Origin of the sequence: Caballeronia glebae, from assembly GCF_001545035.1 — a bacterium.
Classification (GTDB): Bacteria; Pseudomonadota; Gammaproteobacteria; order Burkholderiales; family Burkholderiaceae; genus Caballeronia; species Caballeronia glebae.
Map to the genome: position 1 here is coordinate 132114 of NZ_FCOJ02000012.1, position 19341 is coordinate 151454.

17 protein-coding genes are annotated in these 19341 nt (G+C 61.9%); 14 read left to right on the forward strand and 3 right to left on the reverse strand.

Going from position 1 to position 19341, the window contains the following annotated elements; all coding sequences use genetic code 11:
- Positions 1-3: 3 nt before the first annotated feature.
- A complete protein-coding gene (gene betB / locus AWB82_RS11115; protein ID WP_086967184.1) occupies positions 4-1473 on the reverse strand; it encodes a betaine-aldehyde dehydrogenase in 1470 nt (489 codons plus the stop codon).
- A gap of 31 nt (positions 1474-1504) precedes the next feature.
- A complete protein-coding gene (gene betI, locus AWB82_RS11120) occupies positions 1505-2092 on the reverse strand; it encodes a transcriptional regulator BetI (protein ID WP_086967185.1) in 588 nt (195 codons plus the stop codon).
- 227 nt (positions 2093-2319) lie between these two features.
- On the opposite strand from betI, the gene fdhA reads away from it, so the two are divergent.
- Both fdhA and AWB82_RS11130 read left to right on the forward strand, forming a co-directional pair.
- The gene (gene fdhA, locus AWB82_RS11125; RefSeq protein WP_086967186.1) at positions 2320-3516 is read left to right on the forward strand and encodes a formaldehyde dehydrogenase, glutathione-independent; all 1197 of its coding nucleotides are present in this window, start codon (positions 2320-2322) and stop codon (positions 3514-3516) included.
- 98 nt (positions 3517-3614) lie between these two features.
- Positions 3615-4145: a GNAT family N-acetyltransferase gene (locus AWB82_RS11130; RefSeq protein WP_086967187.1), complete on the forward strand. Its 531-nt coding sequence runs from the start codon at positions 3615-3617 to the stop codon at positions 4143-4145.
- A gap of 4 nt (positions 4146-4149) precedes the next feature.
- Here the strand turns inward: AWB82_RS11130 and AWB82_RS11135 are convergent, their stop codons facing one another.
- Positions 4150-5145, reverse strand: coding sequence for a GlxA family transcriptional regulator (locus tag AWB82_RS11135; RefSeq protein ID WP_086967188.1), 996 nt, complete (start codon positions 5143-5145; stop codon positions 4150-4152).
- Between the two features lie 438 nt (positions 5146-5583).
- On the opposite strand from AWB82_RS11135, the gene AWB82_RS11140 reads away from it, so the two are divergent.
- The 12 genes from AWB82_RS11140 to AWB82_RS11190 all read left to right on the forward strand — a co-directional run bounded on the left by AWB82_RS11140 (position 5584) and on the right by AWB82_RS11190 (position 18568).
- Positions 5584-6555 carry a dipeptidase gene (locus AWB82_RS11140; RefSeq protein WP_086967211.1) on the forward strand — a complete coding sequence of 324 codons (972 nt, stop codon included), beginning with the start codon at positions 5584-5586 and terminating at the stop codon, positions 6553-6555.
- A 31-nt stretch (positions 6556-6586) separates the two neighbouring features.
- A complete protein-coding gene (locus AWB82_RS11145) occupies positions 6587-7123 on the forward strand; it encodes a DUF5943 domain-containing protein (RefSeq protein WP_086967189.1) in 537 nt (178 codons plus the stop codon).
- A gap of 45 nt (positions 7124-7168) precedes the next feature.
- Positions 7169-9232, forward strand: a complete 2064-nt coding sequence (locus AWB82_RS11150; RefSeq protein WP_086967190.1) for an NADH:flavin oxidoreductase — start codon at positions 7169-7171, stop codon at positions 9230-9232.
- A gap of 14 nt (positions 9233-9246) precedes the next feature.
- A complete protein-coding gene (locus AWB82_RS11155; RefSeq protein ID WP_086967191.1) occupies positions 9247-11163 on the forward strand; it encodes a (Fe-S)-binding protein in 1917 nt (638 codons plus the stop codon).
- Positions 11164-11167: 4 nt separating this feature from the next.
- Positions 11168-12328: an electron transfer flavoprotein subunit alpha/FixB family protein gene (locus AWB82_RS11160; RefSeq protein WP_086967192.1), complete on the forward strand. Its 1161-nt coding sequence runs from the start codon at positions 11168-11170 to the stop codon at positions 12326-12328.
- Positions 12325-13083 carry a drug:proton antiporter gene (locus tag AWB82_RS11165; protein WP_086967193.1) on the forward strand — a complete coding sequence of 253 codons (759 nt, stop codon included), beginning with the start codon at positions 12325-12327 and terminating at the stop codon, positions 13081-13083. Before AWB82_RS11160 ends, AWB82_RS11165 begins: the two co-directional genes overlap by 4 nt.
- Before the next feature lie 85 nt (positions 13084-13168).
- Entirely contained in the window at positions 13169-14467 is a 1299-nt protein-coding gene (locus AWB82_RS11170; RefSeq protein ID WP_086967194.1) for an aromatic ring-hydroxylating oxygenase subunit alpha, read from the forward strand.
- 23 nt (positions 14468-14490) lie between these two features.
- On the forward strand, positions 14491-15744 hold the full coding sequence (locus AWB82_RS11175) for a hybrid-cluster NAD(P)-dependent oxidoreductase (protein WP_407642989.1): 1254 nt from the start codon (positions 14491-14493) through the stop codon (positions 15742-15744).
- A 134-nt stretch (positions 15745-15878) separates the two neighbouring features.
- Entirely contained in the window at positions 15879-16715 is an 837-nt protein-coding gene (locus AWB82_RS11180; protein ID WP_407642990.1) for a glycine betaine ABC transporter substrate-binding protein, read from the forward strand.
- Between the two features lie 314 nt (positions 16716-17029).
- Positions 17030-17395 carry a hypothetical protein gene (locus AWB82_RS37030; protein ID WP_143756701.1) on the forward strand — a complete coding sequence of 122 codons (366 nt, stop codon included), beginning with the start codon at positions 17030-17032 and terminating at the stop codon, positions 17393-17395.
- Positions 17388-17918, forward strand: coding sequence for a PAAR domain-containing protein (locus AWB82_RS11185; RefSeq protein ID WP_086967213.1), 531 nt, complete (start codon positions 17388-17390; stop codon positions 17916-17918). Before AWB82_RS37030 ends, AWB82_RS11185 begins: the two co-directional genes overlap by 8 nt.
- Positions 17918-18568 carry a M35 family metallo-endopeptidase gene (locus AWB82_RS11190; protein ID WP_086967196.1) on the forward strand — a complete coding sequence of 217 codons (651 nt, stop codon included), beginning with the start codon at positions 17918-17920 and terminating at the stop codon, positions 18566-18568. Before AWB82_RS11185 ends, AWB82_RS11190 begins: the two co-directional genes overlap by 1 nt.
- The last annotated feature ends 773 nt before the right edge of the window (positions 18569-19341 follow it).

Sequence of the window (19341 nt, forward strand, 5' to 3'; positions counted from 1 at the left end):
TCCTCAAAACACGGGCTGATAGGGGCCGAGCTCGACCTGCACGGACTTGATGCGCGTGTAGGCATTCAGCGTGACGATGCCGTTCTCGCGTCCGACGCCCGATTGCTTGTAGCCGCCCACCGGCATCTCGGCCGGCGACTCGCCCCACGTATTGATCCAGCAGATGCCCGCTTCGAGCCGATGAATCACGCGATGCGCGCGCGACAAGTTCTCCGTCACGACGCCCGCCGCGAGGCCATAGTCCGTATCGCTGGCGCGCGCGATGACTTCGTCTTCGTCATCGAACGCGAGCAGGCTCATCACCGGGCCGAAGATTTCCTCGCGCACGATGCGCATGCCGTCGCGGCAATCGGCGAATACGGTCGGCTCGACATACTGGCCGCGCGCGAACGCGCCCTCGGTCATGCGCGCGCCGCCCGCGGCGAGCCGCGCGCCTTCGCGCTTGCCGCTCTCGATATAACCGAGCACTTTCTGCAACTGCGCCGCGCTCGCGAGCGGACCGAAGTTGGTGCGCGGATCGTCGGGCGCGCCGATGCGAACGCGCTTCACGCGTTCCAGCACGAGCGCTTCGAACGCGCCGATCACTCCGCGTTGCACGAACACGCGCGTGCCGTTCGTGCATACCTGGCCCGAGCTGAAGAAGTTGGCGCTCATCGCGATATCGGCGGCGCGTTCGAGATTCGCATCGTCGAACACGATGAGCGGCGACTTGCCGCCGAGTTCCATCGTCACTTCCTTGAGCGTCGAGCCGCCGGCGCGCGCCATCACTTTCTTGCCGGTTTCGACGCCGCCCGTGAACGAAATCTTTTCGATTCCCGCATGTTCCGCGAGCATCGCGCCGACGCGTCCGTCGCCTTGCACGACGTTGAAGACGCCCGCGGGCATGCCCGCTTCGGTATAGATCTCCGCGAGCTTCGACGCGGTGAGCGGCGTGACTTCGCTCGGCTTGAAGATCATCGCGTTGCCGGCTGCGAGCGCGGGCGCCGACTTCCAGCACGCGATCTGAATCGGGTAATTCCACGCGCCGATGCCCGCGCATACGCCGAGCGGTTCGCGCCGCGTATAGACGAACGACGATTCGCGCAGCGGAATCTGCTCGCCTTCGATGGCCGTCGCGAGCCCCGCGTAATACTCGATGACATCCGCGCCCGTGACGATATCGACGGCGCGCGTCTCCGCAATCGGCTTGCCGGTATCGCGCGTTTCCAGCGCGGCGAGTTCGTCGTTGCGCGCGCGCAGCAGATCGACCGCGCGGCGCAGGATGCGCGAGCGTTGCATCGCGGTCATCGCGGCCCATTCGCGCTGGCCTTCGCGCGCGGATCGCACCGCGCGATCGATGTCCGCCTGCGATGCCTGCTGCACGCGCGCGAGCGTTTCGCCCGTGGCGGGATCGAGCGTGTCGAAGCTTTCGCCGCTCGTCGCATCGACGTATTCGCCGCCGATGTAAAGCCGTTGCTCTCCGAATGCGGTCATGTCGCGCTCCTTTAACTTTAAGTTTGTGCGGTCAACCGCGCGCTTCCAGCACGAGGTCGATGTATTCGTAAGCGAGCCGCAGCGCGCCCTTCGTGTCGAACGGCTCGCCGGCTAGCGCGCCGCGCAGCCACAGCCCGTCGATCAGTGCGGCGAGGCCGCTCGCGGCGCGGCGGGCGGCGGGTTTCGCCAATGCCCGCGCGAAATCCGCGCACAGGTTCGAATGCAGACGCCGCGTGTTCACGCGCTGCAACCGGCGCAACTCCGGCTTGTGCATGCTTTCCGACCAGAACGCGAGCCACGTTTTCATGACCGGTCCGTTCACTTGTTCGACGTCGAAGTTCGCCGCGACCACCGCGCGCAATTTCGAGCGCGGATCGGTCTTCGCGGCTTTGCGGCGGCGCGACGTGCCTTGCCACAGCGAGCGCAGCACATGGCGCATCGTGGCTTCGAGCAGGCCGTCCTTGTCGCCGAAATAGTGGCTGACGATGCCCGTCGACGTACTTGCGCGCTGTGCGACCGAGGCGAGCGTCGCGCCCGCGAGTCCCGACTGGTCGATGGTATGCAGCGTGGCGTCGATGAGTTGCGCGCGGCGGATATCGCGCATTCCGAGCTTGGGCATGGCGGTTCTGTGACTGACGATTTGCGCCGATACTAGTTTTTTTATTTTGAACGGTCAATCAATAAAAACCGGGTCGAAAGGTTTGCTGCGTGCGATGTCGGTTTCAGTCAAACGTGCGTCGCATTGAGTGACGGTCGCGGCTTCACGAGAGCGCTACCCTCGTTGCACGGGCGCGGTCATCGCTCAGATGTATCGCGCGTGCCGTCCACGAAACAAGGAGACGATCAATGAGCAGCAATCGCGGCGTCGTTTATCTGGGGCAGGGCAAGGTCGAAGTGCAATCCATCGACTATCCGAGGATGGTCGATCCACGCGGCCGCGACATCGGCCACGGCGTCATTCTGAGAGTGGTCAGCACGAACATCTGCGGCTCGGACCAGCACATGGTGCGCGGCCGCACGACCGCCGAGGTCGGCCTCGTGCTCGGCCATGAAATCACCGGCGAAGTGATCGAAGTGGGGCGCGATGTCGAGACGCTCGCCATCGGCGATCTGGTGTCGGTGCCGTTCAACGTCGCATGCGGCCGCTGCCCGACGTGCAAGGCGCAACACACGGGCGTGTGCCTCAACGTGAATCCGTCGCGCGCGGGCGGCGCGTATGGCTATGTCGATATGGGCGGCTGGATCGGCGGCCAGGCGGAATATGTGATGGTCCCTTACGCGGACTTCAATCTGCTGAAGTTTCCCGACAAGGCGCAGGCGATGTCGAAGATCCGCGATCTGACCTGTCTCTCCGACATTCTTCCGACGGGTTATCACGGCGCGGTCATGGCGGGCGTCGGCCCGGGCTCGACGGTTTATATCGCGGGCGCGGGACCGGTCGGGATGGCGGCGGCTGCGTCGGCGCGCTTGCTGGGCGCGGCCTGCACGATCGTCGGCGACATGAACGAGGAACGGCTCGCGCATGCGCGCGCGATGGGTTTCGAGACTATCGACTTGTCGAAGGACGCTACGCTCGGCGAGCAGATCGAGCAGATTCTCGGCAAGCCGGAAGTGGATTGCGCGGTCGATTGCGTGGGTTTCGAAGCGCACGGACACGGCAGCGACGCCGGCCACGAAGCGCCCGCGACGGTGCTCAACTCGCTAATGGAAATCACCCGCGCGGCGGGCGCGATCGGCATTCCGGGCCTCTATGTGACCGACGATCCGGGCGCGGCCGATGCCGCCGCGAGAAAGGGCAGCCTGAGCATCCGCTTCGGTCTCGGCTGGGCGAAGTCGCATTCGTTCCACACGGGCCAGACGCCGGTCATGAAGTACAACCGCAATCTGATGCAGGCGATTCTGTGGGACCGTTTGCCGATCGCGGATATCGTGAATGTGACGGTCGTACCGCTCGATGAAGCGCCGGAAGGGTATCGCAAGTTCGATGGTGGTGCGCCGCGCAAATTCGTCCTCGACCCGCATGGGCTGTTGAAGGCGGCTTGAAGTTGGTGGCCCCCGCGGTTGTTTTTTGCTGCGGGGGCGATAAACCAAAGCTAAGCGAAACCAATCCCGCGAACGAAAATCGGCGTCATACTTCACGCATGAAGGCCGATTACCTCCGCACCGCGTTGTCCGTCCGCCTCGCGCATCCCACCGATGCCGCGGAGATCGCGCGCATCCACGTCAAGGCCTGGCAGGCCGCGTATCGCTCGATCTTTCCCGCCGAATACCTCGATTCGCTTTCCATTCCGAAACGCCGGGCGTTATGGTCCGAGCTGATCGCGCGCGGCATGCCACGCGTGATGCTCGCGGAGCGCGACGACGTTACGCTGGGCTGGATCGCATGGGGCGCCTCGCGCGATCACGACAAAGGCAGCACCGACGCCGAAATCGAAGCCATCTATATCGACCCGGCGCACTGGCGCAAGGGCGCGGGCAGGATGCTGATCGACGAAGCCATCAACGCGGCGGCAAGCGAAGGTTATCGGGAAATGACGCTCTGGGCGCTCGAAGAAAACGCGCGTGGCCTGCGCTTTTACAAGGCGCTCGGCTTTGCGCTGGACGGCGTATTCCGCACGGAAAGAGTCGGCAGATGCGAAGTCTGCGAAACGCGGCTTCACATGTCGATCTGAGCGCTCAGGCCACCATCGCGGGAACGGCTGACAACGGCGGCACCTGCTTGCGCCGTTCGCGCGTCGGCGCGGTGCCGAACGCGTCGCGATAACTCTTCGAGAAATGACACGCCGACTGAAAGCCGCACGCCATCGTGATGTGCATGATGGACATGTCGGTCTGCAGCAGCAACTCGCGCGCGCGCCGCAAGCGCAAGGTCAGGTAGTAATGCGTCGGCGTCATGCCCAGATGCTCGCGGAATAGCCGCTGCAATTGCCGCTGCGACATGCCCGCCAGCCGCGCCAGTTCTTCGCGTGACAAAGGCTCTTCGATGTTGTTCTCCATCAGCGAGATAACTTCGAAGAGCGATTTGTTAGCCGACCCGAGACGCGCGACGAGCGGCATGCGTTGCTGCGCGTTCGTATCGCGCACATGTTCGACGATGAACTGCTCCGCGATCTGCGTGACCCGCGCCGTGCCGACGCGCGCCGCGATCAGGTTCAGCATCATGTCGAGCGGCGCGACGCCGCCCGTGCACGTCACGCGATCGCGATCGATCACGAATAACTCTTTGAGAAAGCGCGTGTCGGGAAACTCTTCCTTGAGCGCCGACATGTTCTCCCAGTGGATCGCGCACGCATAGCCGGCGAGCAAGCCCGCGCGCGCCAGTGCATAAGTGCCGGTACAAAGCGAGCCGAGCACGCTGCCCGTGCGCGCGAAACGGCGCAAGGCGGACAGATGCGCGGGCGTGGTCGAACGCTGCACGTCGATTCCGCCGACCACGAACACGATGTCGGGTTGCCCCACGCATTCCACCGGACCGGTATCGACAGCAAGCCCGTTGCTCGCCGTCACCGGTCCGCCTTCCGGACTCACGATCGACCAGCGATACAACGGCTGCCCCGTCAGGTAGTTCGCCATGCGCAGGACTTCGATCGCATTGGTGAACGCAATCATCGTGAAGTTGGGGAGCGGCATGAACGCGAAGTGCGACAGCGACGCCGTGCGATCGGAGGACATGTGAGAACTGATTCCTTGGAATCTATTGATTGGCGCCGTTATGCGCAGCGCGCGCCACTTTTCTAATTTTGATTTCGATTGCAACTACCATGCCATCAGGCTAAACCCTGAGCAATGCAAGGCATCGCGCATGCTCCGCTGCGCTCCGCACTGGCACGGGGCCATGCGCGGCAAGGCGTGCACCGTGCAAGCGCACGATCGTTCCGGCGCAGTGCAACAGACCAAACAAAAAAAGCGCTACACCGAAACGGAATTCGCCACTTGTCGAAAACAGACGCGCATGTCGGAAAAGGTAAAGAACACGTCTAAATTCATAAATTGACCGGCGAGGCGAAAGTCAAGAATAGACGCAACGGCGAACGCACCACGACATCGCTGAAAAGTCTGCCGGCGCTACGTCGAACACCCCACCTTTCAGGCGACACGGAGCACATGAAGATGAGCACCCTCCACAACGACAGCATCATCATCGACGGATTGAACATCTCGAAGTTCGAGCGCTCCGTGTTCGAAGATATGCGCAAGGGCGGCGTCACCGCCGTGAACTGCACCGTCTCGGTATGGGAAGACTTCCAGAAGACCATCGACAACATCGCGGAAATGAAGCAGCAGATCCGCGAATACAGCGAAATTCTCACGCTCGTGCGCACGACCGACGACATCCTGCGCGCGAAGAAAGAGAACAAGACCGGCATCATCTTCGGCTTCCAGAACTCGTATGCGTTCGAGGATAACCTCGGCTATATCGAAGTATTCAAAGAGCTGGGCGTGAACGTGGTTCAGCTTTGCTATAACACCCAGAACCTCGTGGGCACGGGTTGTTATGAACCGGACGGCGGGCTTTCGGGTTATGGCAAGGAAGTGATTCACGAGATGAATCGCGTCGGCATCATGGTCGATCTCTCGCATGTCGGCGCGAAGACTTCCTCCGATGCGATCGCCTGCTCGAAGAAGCCGGTGACGTACTCGCACTGCTGCCCCTCGGGCCTCAAGGATCATCCGCGCAACAAGACGGACGATCAACTGCGCGAGATCGTCGATGCGGGCGGCTTCGTCGGCGTGACGATGTTCTCGCCGTTCCTCAAGAAAGGTCCGGACGCGACCGTCGACGATTATCTCGAAGCTATCGAATACACGATTAATGTTATCGGCGAAGACAACGTCGGCATCGGCACGGATTTCACGCAAGGCTATAGCACCGAATTCTTCGACTGGATCACGCACGACAAGGGCCGCTATCGCCGTCTGACGAACTTCGGCAAGGTCGTGAATCCGGAAGGCATTCGCACGATCGGCGAATTCCCGAACCTCACCGCCGCGATGGAAAAGGCCGGCTGGAGCGAGTCGCGCATCAAGAAGGTGATGGGCGATAACTGGATGCGCTTCTTCGGTGAAGTCTGGAACGTCTGACCATCAACGATAAATACACAGGAATCCCGCGATGCAACCGCAACTGCCTATCGACGTCGATCCGCAAACCGGCGTCTGGACCACCGACGCGCTGCCGATGCTCTACGTGCCGCGTCACTTCTTCACGAACAATCACGTCGCGGTGGAAGACGCGCTCGGCCGCGAGACCTATGCCGAAATTCTTTACAAGGCGGGCTATAAGTCCGCTTATCACTGGTGCGACAAGGAAGCCGAGAAGCACGGCATCAGCGGGATGGCGTGCTTCGAGCATTACCTGAAGCGTTTGTCGCAGCGCGGCTGGGGCCTCTTCACTATCGTCGAAGCCGATCCGACCACATCGCATGCGCGCATTCATCTGCATAACTCGTCGTTTGTGCTCGCGCAGCCGGGCAAACAGGGCAAGCTCTGCTACATGTTCTCGGGCTGGTTCGCGGGCGCGATGGACTGGGTGAACGACACCGCGCCCGACAGCGCGAAGAAAGGCCCGCGCTCGAAATCGATCGAGACGCAATGCGCGGCCGAGGGACACGATCACTGCGTGTTCGAAGTGTCGCCGATTGCAGCGTAAGCGCTGAAAAAGTACGAGAGCCCATTCATCCCGAGGTCGATCGCAATGCGTTACCCGAACCTTTTCAAACCTCTCCAGCTTAACAAGATCACGTTGCGCAACCGCATCGTGAGCACTGCGCACGCGGAGGTCTATGCCGAACCGGGCGGTTTGCCTGGCGACCGCTATATCCGCTATTACGAGGAGAAGGCGAAGGGCGGCGTCGGCCTCGCCGTGTGCGGCGGTTCGAGTCCGGTTTCGATCGACAGTCCGCAAGGCTGGTGGAAGTCGGTGAATCTCGCGACCGACAAGGTTATCGACCCGCTCTCGCGTCTCGCCGAAGCCATGCATCGTCATGGCGCGTTCATCATGATCCAGGCGACGCACATGGGCCGCCGTTCCGCATGGCACGGCGAGCACTGGCCGCATCTGATGTCGCCTTCGGGCGTGCGCGAGCCGGTGCATCGCGGCAATGCGAAGATCATCGAAGTGGAAGAGATCAAGCGCATCATCCAGGACTTCGCCGCGGCCGCGAAGCGCGTGAAGGATGCGGGTATGGACGGCATCGAGATCTCGGCGGCGCACCAGCATCTGATCGATCAGTTCTGGAGCCCGCGCACCAACTTTCGCACGGACGAGTGGGGCGGTTCGCTCGAAAATCGCCTGCGCTTCGGCGTGGAAGTGCTGCAGGCCGTGCGTGAAGAAGTGGGCGCGGATTTCTGCGTCGGCCTGCGCATGTGCGGCGACGAGTTTCACGAAGACGGCCTCTCGCACGAGAACCTGAAGGAGATCGCGCAGGCGATGTCCGAAAGCGGCCTTATCGATTATGTCGGCGTGATCGGTTCCGGCGCGGATACGCACAACACGCTCGCCAACTGCATGCCGCCGATGGCGCTGCCGCCCGAGCCGTTCGTGCATCTCGCAGCGGGCATCAAGTCGGTGGTCAAGCTGCCGATCATGCATGCGCAAAGCATTCGCGATGCGGGTCAGGCCGAGCGTCTGCTCGCGAACGGCATGGTCGATCTCGTCGGCATGACGCGCGCGCAGATCGCCGATCCGCACATGGTCATCAAGATTCGCGATGGCCGTGAAGATGAAATCAAGCAGTGCGTCGGCGCGAACTATTGCATCGACCGCCAATACAACGGGCTCGACGTGCTGTGCGTGCAGAACGCGGCGACCTCGCGCGAAGAGACGATGCCGCATGTCATCGAGAAGACGCGCGGGCCGAAGCGCAAGGTCGTCGTGGTCGGCGCGGGGCCGGCGGGACTCGAAGCGGCGCGTGTCGCGCGTTCGCGCGGTCATGACGTCGTGCTGTTCGAGAAGAACGATTATGTCGGCGGCCAGATCATGCTCGCCGCGAAAGCGCCGCAGCGCGAGCAGATGGCGGGCATCGTGCGCTGGTTCGACATGGAGACGAAGCGCCTCGGCGTCGATCGCCGTCTCGGTGTCGCCGCCGACGACAAGATGATCATGGCGGAGAAGCCGGACATCGTCGTGCTCGCGACGGGCGGCTCGTCGTTCACGAATCAGGTGAGCGCGTGGGGCGTCGAGCAAGGTCTCGCGGTGAGTTCGTGGGACATTCTTTCGGGCAAGGTCGAGCCGGGCAAGAACGTGCTCGTCTACGACGGCGTGAGTACGCATGCGGGTGCGGGCGTCGCGGACTTCATCGCGTCGCGTGGCAATAACGTCGAGATCGTCACGCCGGATGTGAAGGTCGCCGACGACACCGGCGGCACCACGTTCCCGATCTTCTATCGCCGGCTCTATGCGCAAGGCGTGATCCATACGCCGAACTACTGGCTCGACAAAGTGTACGAGGAAGACGGCAAGAAGATCGCCGTGATTCGCAACGAGTACACGGAAGAACAGGAAGAGCGCGCGGTGGATCAGGTGATCATCGAAAACGGCATCACGCCGAACGATGCGCTCTACTGGAAGCTGAAGCCCGAGGCGCTCAATCGCGGACAAGTCGACGTGCACAAGCTGTTCGCATCGGAGCCGCAGCCTTCATTGAGCGAAGAACTCGGCAACGGACGCTTCCTGTTGTTTCGCGTCGGCGACTGCATCTCGATGCACAACATCCATAGCGCGATCTACGATTCGCTGCGCCTCTGCAAAGACTTCTGACAAGGTAATCGACGATGAACCCCGTGTTTGTCATCACCGCGTTGCTGTGGCTTTCGATGGCGGGCCTAGCGTTCGCCCTGCTGAAGCGCGCAGCCTACTGGCGCGAAGGCCGCGCGACGGCGGCCGGCCTGTACGGATGGGCCAATCTGCTGACCATTCCGAAGCGCTATTTCGTCGATCTGCATCATGTCGTGGCGCGCGATCCGTATATCGCGAAGACGCACGTCGCGACGGCGGGCGGCGCGATCCTCGCGATGGCGCTCGTCTTCCTCAACTACGGGCTCGCGATCTACTCGGTGTGGCTCGACCGCGCGATCTTCCTCGCGGCGATCGTCATGCTCGTCGGCGCGGTGTTCGTGTACAAGCGCCGTCGCGCGAAGGACGTGCCCGCGCGTCTGTCGCATGGACCGTGGGACAGCCTGCCTCTTTTGCTCGGCTCGTTCGCGCTCGGCCTCGCGTTGTTCATGCTGCTGCCCGCATCGTGGATGTCCGGCGCGCTCGCGATCATCGTCGCGTTGCTGATCGCGGCCGGCGCGTACACGATGACCTTCGGCGCGGCGCAAGGCGGCCCGATGAAGCACGCGATGGCGGGCCTTCTGCATCTCGCGTTTCATCCGCGTCAGGAACGCTTTCACGCAAAGAGCCGCAATGAGCAGGAAGTCGTGCCGCCCACGGCCCTGAAAAAGCCCGTGCTCGACGCGAAGGAATACGGCGTCGGCAAGCCGGTCGAGTTTCGCTGGAATCAACTGCTGAGCTTCGATGCCTGCGTGCAATGCGGCAAGTGCGAAGCCGCGTGCCCCGCGTTCGCATCGGGTCAGCCGCTCAATCCGAAGAAGCTCATTCAAGATCTCGTCGTCGGCATGGTCGGCGGATCGGACTCGCAATACGCGGGCAGCCCGACGCCCGGCATTCCGGTCGGCAAGCACACGGGCGGTCCGGCCAAACCGCTCATCTCGCAGATGATCGAAGCGGACACGATCTGGTCCTGCACCACATGCCGCGCCTGCGTGCAGGAGTGCCCGATGCTGATCGAGCACGTCGATGCGATCGTCGACATGCGCCGCAATCAGACGCTCGTGGAGGGCGATGTCCCCGGCAAAGGCCCGATCACGCTCGCGAACTTGCGCGAGACCGGCAGCCAGAACGGTTACGACATCGGCGCGCGCTACGACTGGTCGGTGGATCTGCAAGTGCAGGTCGCGCAGCCCGGACGTCCCGTCGATGTCCTGCTGATCGCCGGCGAAGGCGCGTTCGACATGCGCTATCAGCGCACGCTGCGCGCATTGGCGAAGGTGCTGAACAAGGCCGGCGTCGATTACGCGGTGCTCGGCGGCGTCGAAACGGATACGGGCGACACGGCGCGGCGTCTCGGCGATGAAGCCACGTTCCAGCAATGCGCATCGAAGCTGATGAACACGTTGTCGCAATACCAGTTCCGTCGCATCGTCACCGCCGATCCGCACGTGCTGCATAGCCTGCGCAACGAATATCGCGCGCTCGGCGGCTATTACGAAGTGCAGCATCACAGCGCGTTCATGGCGGAACTCGTCGCGAGCGGCAAGCTCACGCCCAAAGCCGCCGCCGTGCTCGCGGACAAGAAGATCACGTATCACGATCCGTGCTATCTCGGCCGCTACAACGGCGAAACGGAAGCGCCGCGCAAGCTGTTGAAGACCATCGGCATCAAGGTCGTCGAGATGGAGCGTCACGGCATGCGCGCGCGTTGCTGCGGCGGTGGCGGCGGCGCGCCGCTGACGGATATCCCCGGCAAACAGCGCATTCCGGATATCCGTATCGCGGATGCGAAGTCGATCGGCGCGGAGATCGTCGCGGTCGGTTGCCCGCAATGCACCGCGATGCTCGAAGGCGTGGTCGGTCCTCGTCCCGAAGTGCTCGACGTGGCGGAGCTGGTTGCCGCCGCGCTGGAGTGAAGACATGAACGACATCAAACGAATCGATCCGCGCCGGCCGTTCATCGTCACGGCGGCGGGGCTCAAGCGCATCACGCTCGGCGAAGTGGGCAATGGCGTCGTGCTGAACTTCACGAACGGCGGCCACAAGGAAGCGACGAAGCCGCGCCGCACGACGAAGCCCGCGACGCGCGCGCTGCTCGTCGCGGCGCACACGGATCGCGGCGCGCTCGACGATCACGCGCGCCAGGCGCTCGCCGCCGCCGCATTGCTCGCGGACGATCGCACGGAAGTCGTGCTGATCGCGTTCGGCGAGTTCAAGGACGATGCCGCGGCTTTGGGCGCGGATCGCTACGTCGAGCTGCCCGCCTTCGATCGCCGCAATTACGCGCCCGATGAAGAAGTGCGCGCGCTGACGGCCTGCGTCGCGGCGTTCGCGCCCGCGCATATCTTCATGCCCGACAACGCGACGGGCGACGGCGATCTCGGCCGCCGTTACGCCGCGCGCGCCGATGCGTCCATCGCCACGCAGGTCGTCGAAATCGATGCGGCGCATGTTGCGTCGTATGCGCATGCGGGCCGCGCGCTGGCTTCGCGCGCATTGCCCGACATCGTGCTGCTCGCCATCAATGCCGTCGATGCGAAGCTGCCCTTCGTCGGCGCGGGCGAGGCGGTGAATCCACAAGGGATCGCGCCGGCATCGAAAGCGAGCGCTTACGTCGATCTCGGCATCGAAGAGATGGACGCGGCGCAGGTCGCGCTGGAGGAAGCCGACTTCATCGTGTCGGCGGGCAACGGCGTGTCGGACATCGCCGCGTTCGAAGCGCTCGCGGTCACGCTGGGCGCGGCGATCGGCGCGAGCCGCGTGGCCGTCGACGACGGCAAGTTCACGCGCGACAAGCAGATCGGCGCGACGGGCAAGACCGTCGAGGCGAGCGTGTATATCGCGTTCGGCATTTCGGGCGCGGTGCAGCACTTGCAGGGCATCAAGGATTGCCGTCACGTGATCGCCGTGAATCTCGACGCCAGCGCGCCGATCGCGAAGCGCGCGAATCTCACGGTCGTCGCGGATACGCAGGAAACGATCAAAGCGCTGACCGATGCCGCCGCCGCCGCGCGCGCCGCGCGTGCCAGCGGAGCTTCGATCGCGCAGACCGCGCAGCTTGTCGAAGGAGTCGCCGCATGAAGATCGCCGTATTGGTTTCCACCGGACGTCATCCCGTCAGCGGCGTCGCGCGCTACAGCCGCAACGATGCCGCCGCGCTGACCATCGCCATCGGCATCGCCAGGACGCACGGCGCGCAACTCGACGTGCTTCATGCGGGCGATCCGGCGAATCCCGCGCTCACCGAATATCTCGCGCTCGGCGCGCCGAAAGTCGAAGTGCTCAACACACAGGGCGATGCGTGCGCGGCGCTCGCAGCACGACTCGCGGGCTACGACCTCGTGTTCACCGGCACGCGCGCCGAAGGCGCTTACGACAGCGGCACGCTGCCTTACAAGCTCGCGGATGCGTTGAACGTTCCGCTCGTCGGCGCGGCCGTCGATGTCGATGTCACGACCGAAGGCATCGAAGTGCGCCAGTTCATGCCGAAGGGTTTGCGACGCCGCGTGCGCGCGCCAATGCCCGCGCTCGTCGCCGTGCATCCGCTCGCCAACGCCGCGCCGCGCTATGCGTATGCGCGCATGCGCGAAGGCCACGTCGCGCCGGTCGCGGCGAGTGCGCCCGTCGACAAGGAAAGCGCGGCGTGGAGCATCGGCCCGGTCGCAGCGAAACCAAAGAAGCTGGCCGCGCCCGAAAAGCGCTCGGGCCATGCGCGCATGCTCGGCGCGACGACGACGGAAAGTCGCGGCGGCAGCGTCGTAATTGAAGGGAGTCCCGTCGAAAAAGCACAAGTGATTCTGGCGTATTTGCGCGAACATCAACTCGTCGATTACTAGCTTTTCTGACTCACATACGCTTGCAGCAGCCCGCGTTCAAAGGTGTTTGGCGGGGCACCAGACGTGACGCAAAACGGAGCACACGATGAGAGTTTCGGCAGACGTTCGCGCAATGATCGAACGCCGCAAAAAGGGCCACACGCTCGAAGCGCCGTTCTACACGAGCGCGGAAATTCACGCGCTCGATCTCGACGCTATTTTCCGCAAGACCTGGATTCAGGTCGCCATCGAACCGGATATTCCCGAGCCGGGTGATTACACGACGGTCGAGATCGGCAACGACTCGATCCTGATTGTGCGCGACGACGACATGGAAATCCGCGCCTTCTACAACGTGTGCCGGCATCGCGGCGCGCGCCTGTGCAATCAGGAGAAGGGCTCGCTCGGCAACATCGTGTGCCCGTATCACAGCTGGACCTACAACCTCTCCGGCGACTTGATGTTCGCCGAGCATATGGGCGACCAGTTCGACCGCTGCAAGCACAGCCTGAAGAAGGTGCATGTGCAGAATCTCGCGGGCCTCATCTTCATCTGTCTCGCCGACGAACCGCCCGCCGATTTCGCCGTGATGCGCGAAGCGATGGAGCCGTATCTCGCGCCGCACGGGCTGAGGGAATGCAAGATCGCGGCGAGCATCGATATCGTCGAGAAAGGCAACTGGAAGCTCACGATGGAGAACAATCGCGAGTGCTATCACTGCGTCGCGAACCATCCCGAACTGACCATTTCGCTCTATGAATACGGCTTCGGCTATCAGCGCTCGCCCGCGAACGAAGAAGGCATGGCGGCGTTCGAGAAGACCGTGGAAGAGCGCGCGAAGCAATGGGAGGCGATGTGCTTGCCGTCCGCGGAAATCGAGCGTCTCGCCGATCTCGTCACGGGCTTTCGCACGCAACGCCTGCCGCTCGATCGCGACGGCGAATCGCAGACGCTCGACGCGAAGGTCGCATCGAAGAAACTGCTCGGCGGCTTCGAGCGCGCGGACTTGGGCGGCTTGTCGTTCTGGACGCAGCCGAACTCGTGGCATCACTTCATGAGCGATCACATCGTGACGTTCTGCGTGATTCCGCTCGCGTCGGGCGAAACGCTCGTGCGCACGAAATGGCTCGTGCACAAAGATGCGCGCGAGGGCATCGATTACGACGTCGACAATCTCACCGCCGTGTGGCGCGCGACGAACGATCAGGACCGCACGCTCGTCGAGTACTCGCAGCTCGGCGTCGCGAGCAACGCCTACGAACCGGGCCCGTACTCGCCGTTCACGGAAGGTCTCGTCGAGAAGTTTTGCGAGTGGTATATCGGACGTCTTGCCGATTACGCCGACACGCCCGAGCACGGCGTCGATGCGTCGCACGGTGAGAAAGTCGTTTCCTTCATGCGCTGAAGCAGTCGTAGCAGGAGTAGAACATGATGCGCGATCAGGCTACGTTCGAGCCGACCGACAGCCGTGTCACCCAGGCGAAGTTCTGGGGGACGCTGCCCGTGCGCTGGGATTGCGACACGGACGAAACGCTCGTCTGCTGTCACGTCCGGCAGGAAACGCACGACGTCAAAAGCTTTTTCTTCAAGGCGCCCGGCGAGCGCACGTTCACATTCGAGCCGGGACAGTTCATCACGCTGGAACTCGATATCGACGGCGAGCGGATCAACCGCTGCTACACGATCTCGTCCGCGCCGACGCGTCCGCACACGATCTCCATCACGGTGAAGCGCGTGCCGGGCGGCCCGGTGTCGAACTGGCTGCACGACAACCTCGTGGCGGGCGCGACGGTGCGCGTGCTCGGACCGTCGGGCGAGTTCACGTGCGCGCGTCATCCGGCGCGCAAGTATCTGTTTCTATCGGCGGGTTCGGGCATTACGCCGCTGATGTCGATGAGCCGCGCGCATCACGAACTCGGCGACGATGCCGACATCGTGTTCGTGCATAGCGCGCGCACGCCCGACGACATCATCTTCCCGCGCGAACTCGATCTGATCGCGTCGAATCACAAGAACTTTCGCACGGCGTTCGTCTGCGAGCGCGTCGGCGCGCGCACGAACTGGCCCGGCGTGACGGGCTTTTTGAGCCTGCCGTTGCTCAAGCTGATCGCGCCGGACTTTCTAGAACGCGAGGTTTTCACGTGCGGCCCCGCGCCGTATATGAAGGCGGTGCGCGATCTACTCGACGCGGGTGGTTTCGATCGCAAGCATTATCACGAGGAGAGCTTCTCGTTCGGCGTTATCGAGGAAGTCGCGGCTGAACTGACGACGGCGCACGTCGGCGAGGCGCTCGCGACGCAGACTGATTTCGTCGCGGCGCATGAAGAGGCGCTCGGCTTCGCGCCCGCGCCGGCGGAGCAGATCGAAACGGTTGAAAAGATCGAAACGATCGAAACGATCGAAGCCGCGCCCGTCGATACGAAGTTCAAGGTGAACTTCGCGAAGAGCCGGCGCGACATCGAATGCGGCAGCAGCGAACACGTGCTCGATGCGGCGAAGAAAGCGGGCGTGCGTCTGCCTTCGTCGTGTACGCAGGGCATGTGCGGAACGTGCAAGGTGAAGCTCGTGTCCGGCGAAGTGAGCATGAAGCATGCGGGTGGCATTCGTCAGCGCGAGATCGATCAGGGCATGGTGCTGCTGTGCTGCAGCAAGCCTTTGAGCGACCTCGTCGTCGATAAGTAAAACCCTGAAGGGACGCGTCGTTTCTTGACAACTGAGTGTCGGAAAAGTGCGCTACGGGCCAATTCTGGCTGGTGATTCTGTTCGCTACACGGCGTGGGCCGCTAAGGGGAAACCAAATGAAACCGATGAGAAGAATGCTCGTTCTGGGGGCGATGAGCGCCGCCCTCGCTTCGAGCCTGATGGCGAACGCCGCGGATAAGCCGACGATCAAAATCGGTTACGTCGAGGGCTGGGACGATAGCGTCGCGACGTCGAACGTGGCAGCGCGCATCATCGAGAAGAAGCTGGGTTATCCGGTGCAGCTCGTGCCGGTGGCGGCGGGCGTGATGTGGCAAGGCGTGGCGCGCGGCGATCTGGACGCGACGCTTTCGGCGTGGCTGCCGGTCACGCACGGCGCGTACTGGAACAACTTCAAGTCGAAGGTCGTGAATCTCGGCCCGAACTTTCAGGACGCGAAGATTGGCCTGATCGTGCCGGAGAATGTCGACGTCAACAGCCTGGCCGATCTCGAAGCGAAGAAGGCGGAATTCGATTCGCGCATCGTCGGTATCGATGCGGGCGCGGGCGTGATGCAGAAGACGAGCGAAGCGATCAAGGCCTATAGCCTCGACTACAAGCTGCTGCCGAGTTCGGGCTCGGCTATGACGGCGGAACTGGCGCGTTCGGAGGCGGCGAAGAAGCCGATCATCGTGACGGGCTGGAAGCCGCACTGGATGTTCGCGAAGTACAAGCTGAAGTTCCTCGAAGACCCGAAGAAGGTGTTCGGCGAGTCGGAACACGTGGATAACGTGATCAACCCGGAGCTGGAGAAGAAGGCGCCGCAGGTGGTGGCGTTCCTGAAGAAGTTTCAGTGGAAGCCGGGTGAGATCGATAGCGTGATGCTCGCCACGCAGAATGGCGAGAAGCCTCAGGCTGCCGCCGACGCGTGGATCAGCGCGCATGGGGATCGGGTGGATTCCTGGACCAAGTAAAGGGCTTTGAGCGTTGGGCAACGCTGGGCGTCGCGGGTGGAGTTTTGCCTGCGGCGCTTTTTTTTGCTTTCTTGTTTTGTTACTTTAGTTACTTTAGCCGGCTCCCGGTTTCGCGTCGGTCTACTAGCACTGCCCCGTGTGCGCCACGCGACCGTGCAATGAACGCCGCCCTCGGAATACGAAGTAACGATCCGGGATCGCACGCATTCACCGAATCTGTAGATGCCATCAGGCAATCACATTGGCACAATCTTGCGCTCTAGTCGAGCATCTCTGCCGTGCACCGCTTGCTCATAATTTGCGTGGCTTTTTGCATGGTTTCATCGACACAAAATGACGCGTGTCTGTTCCGTTCGGCGTTCAAATCCGATAACTTTGTTATCCATAACAAAATTGCGGAAGACGTCATGCAAGAACGAGACGAACTCATGTGTTGGCTCGCGACCGTTGGGGCAACAAGCGGACGTGGTCGAAGAATTCTGCAAGTATCAAGTGGCGCGGAATTCGATGGCTTCGAAGCTGCCCTTGTTGGCTCACGTCTGAGCAGCGGCGACAAGATCGCGACGGCACCGCAATTGGTGTGTGACGCCTCGAAAAAAGAAGGCATGACCATTCCAGGACTGTTCGAACCGGGATATGTGCCGCCCAGCCTTTGCGGCGCGGGATCGGCTCATGCGTAAGGCAGCAATACGCGAAGGCGACCCAACGACTACAGGCGGCATCGTCATCGCTGGTTCATCGACAATTCGCGACGATAGAAGAAGAGTTGCTCTCAGCGACGACGAAGCAACATGCGGGAACTGCAAAGGCAAGTACAAGATACATGGGACCGGACGGGGCATAAAGGAAAAGGGCCGCTGTGCCGTCGTTGATAACGATGTTGTGCTTTGTCCGTGTAAACAGAATCGAGTCCTGATCGGGAAGAATCCAGGCATTTTTCTAAAAAGCGGAGTTGATAGCGGCAATGCGCGCGGCACGAGCGCGTTGCCGCTCGCGAGTGCGCTGCCAGCCGCTTCCGTTTTCGACGAAGAGTACGTGCTTCGCGACAGAACGAGCGGTAGACCCCTTGCTAGCGTGCCCTATCGCTTGGTTAGCAGTAACGGCGTAATCGTGGAAGGTGTGACTGACCAAGCAGGACGGACACAACGCATCAAGACCAGCGCGGCCGAAAAAATCACGGTCGAGGTTGAGGAAGCAGAGTAATGGCAAAGGAATTCTTTGAAATTCATTCGTCGATGACCAACACAATCGAGGGTTCGTCGGTGGTCATAGATGTGAACACCGAACGCATATGTCCGAACATGACTAATGCGGAATTTAGAAAGGTCTTTGCCGATGCACAGGCGGAAGCCGTCGCGAAAATAGGAGTACGGCTGAAAGCTTTAAACGCGTGGCACACAAGCGAGAAAGATCGAGTGTTCCAATGGTTCGGGCGCAATGACGAAAGTATGCGCGAGCATCTTCTCAATGGTCTAGGAAGGGTGCTTGAGGTCGTGCGCGAATTCGGCCCTGAGAATGTTGTCCGTTCCGATAGCGAAGGGGACAAGGCGACTGGATGTTTGCCCAATCCGCGTGGCCGAGATGCGGAGGCCGCGCACGTGTGCGCCCCTGATACAGCAACACACACAATCGCCATCAGTCTCGGCTTTTGCACAATGAGACCAAGGAGCGGCGGAGGCGATTCTCGTGTCTCGACGATAATCCACGAAGCTACCCATTTCCTCGATACCATGGCGACAGAAGATCCTAAGTATGGAATTGTTCCAATGCTCAAAACATGGGGTCGAGCGGACCCAGAACTTGCGATTAAGAATGCCGACAGCGTTGCGGGTTACTGTGTCTATTCCGATTAAGAAAGCGTTAGCGGTAGCGGCTTTGGCGTGGTGTACGCAATCAAATGCGTGCGACGGATCTCAGAATCAACCGGGAAGGCAGATCGATGTGCAGTTCCAGAAGAATTCGGCCGATGTCATGGTAAGTGAGCTTTCGCGACTGTCTAAGTGGGCGGCCGATATGCGTCAGTTCGAAGTCACAGACGGCATCCTTGTGAGAGGGTTGGCAGAACCGTCAGAAACGAACCCGAGCAAGCTTTCGGAAGAGCGCGCCACAAGAGTGTGGAACGCTATGCAGCAATTTGGGCTACATAGCACAAGCTTATCGGTGTACGGGCGAGTCTATGTAGAGAGTGAGCCTAGAAGCTTCTCTGAGCCGGGGGGGCAGCGCGTAGAAGTGACATATGTGCCCGGATGCCCTAATAACTGTTGTACGGACGCTCGTTAGGTCGCTGTCGATCAAGCAAACGGAAAGGAAGCGAACGGCCGAAAGGTAGCGTCCTCGCGAAAGCGCATCGGCCGCGCCGAAAGGTTCGACCTCTTTTGCTCGTATCGCCTTCCCGACACCGCGCGCACCAATGTTGAGCTTGGTAAAGCGGTCGTGCGAAAAATCTCTCGTAGGGCCGCTGCCTTCGGATGGTTTCAAATACCGCCCGGCGCGAGCGAGCGGTTCTCAGCCGTCGCACGGAAGGCTTTTCGCGCCGTCGTCACCCCTAGCAGGCTGTTGAAATATCCCTTCTTGAACGCGCGCCCGCTCACTCGGAAGAGGCAACGCGACGCGGAGTCCCAACTAA

What these genes read in the sequence shown, in the direction of transcription:
- betB (WP_086967184.1), bottom strand. Translation starts at nt 1,473, where the DNA reads ATGACCGCATTCGGAGAGCAACGGCTTTACATCGGCGGCGAATACGTC.
- betI (WP_086967185.1), bottom strand. Translation starts at nt 2,092, where the DNA reads ATGCCCAAGCTCGGAATGCGCGATATCCGCCGCGCGCAACTCATCGAC.
- fdhA (WP_086967186.1), top strand. Translation starts at nt 2,320, where the DNA reads ATGAGCAGCAATCGCGGCGTCGTTTATCTGGGGCAGGGCAAGGTCGAA.
- AWB82_RS11130 (WP_086967187.1), top strand. Translation starts at nt 3,615, where the DNA reads ATGAAGGCCGATTACCTCCGCACCGCGTTGTCCGTCCGCCTCGCGCAT.
- AWB82_RS11135 (WP_086967188.1), bottom strand. Translation starts at nt 5,145, where the DNA reads ATGTCCTCCGATCGCACGGCGTCGCTGTCGCACTTCGCGTTCATGCCG.
- AWB82_RS11140 (WP_086967211.1), top strand. Translation starts at nt 5,584, where the DNA reads ATGAGCACCCTCCACAACGACAGCATCATCATCGACGGATTGAACATC.
- AWB82_RS11145 (WP_086967189.1), top strand. Translation starts at nt 6,587, where the DNA reads ATGCAACCGCAACTGCCTATCGACGTCGATCCGCAAACCGGCGTCTGG.
- AWB82_RS11150 (WP_086967190.1), top strand. Translation starts at nt 7,169, where the DNA reads ATGCGTTACCCGAACCTTTTCAAACCTCTCCAGCTTAACAAGATCACG.
- AWB82_RS11155 (WP_086967191.1), top strand. Translation starts at nt 9,247, where the DNA reads ATGAACCCCGTGTTTGTCATCACCGCGTTGCTGTGGCTTTCGATGGCG.
- AWB82_RS11160 (WP_086967192.1), top strand. Translation starts at nt 11,168, where the DNA reads ATGAACGACATCAAACGAATCGATCCGCGCCGGCCGTTCATCGTCACG.
- AWB82_RS11165 (WP_086967193.1), top strand. Translation starts at nt 12,325, where the DNA reads ATGAAGATCGCCGTATTGGTTTCCACCGGACGTCATCCCGTCAGCGGC.
- AWB82_RS11170 (WP_086967194.1), top strand. Translation starts at nt 13,169, where the DNA reads ATGAGAGTTTCGGCAGACGTTCGCGCAATGATCGAACGCCGCAAAAAG.
- AWB82_RS11175 (WP_407642989.1), top strand. Translation starts at nt 14,491, where the DNA reads ATGATGCGCGATCAGGCTACGTTCGAGCCGACCGACAGCCGTGTCACC.
- AWB82_RS11180 (WP_407642990.1), top strand. Translation starts at nt 15,879, where the DNA reads ATGCTCGTTCTGGGGGCGATGAGCGCCGCCCTCGCTTCGAGCCTGATG.
- AWB82_RS37030 (WP_143756701.1), top strand. Translation starts at nt 17,030, where the DNA reads ATGGTTTCATCGACACAAAATGACGCGTGTCTGTTCCGTTCGGCGTTC.
- AWB82_RS11185 (WP_086967213.1), top strand. Translation starts at nt 17,388, where the DNA reads ATGCGTAAGGCAGCAATACGCGAAGGCGACCCAACGACTACAGGCGGC.
- AWB82_RS11190 (WP_086967196.1), top strand. Translation starts at nt 17,918, where the DNA reads ATGGCAAAGGAATTCTTTGAAATTCATTCGTCGATGACCAACACAATC.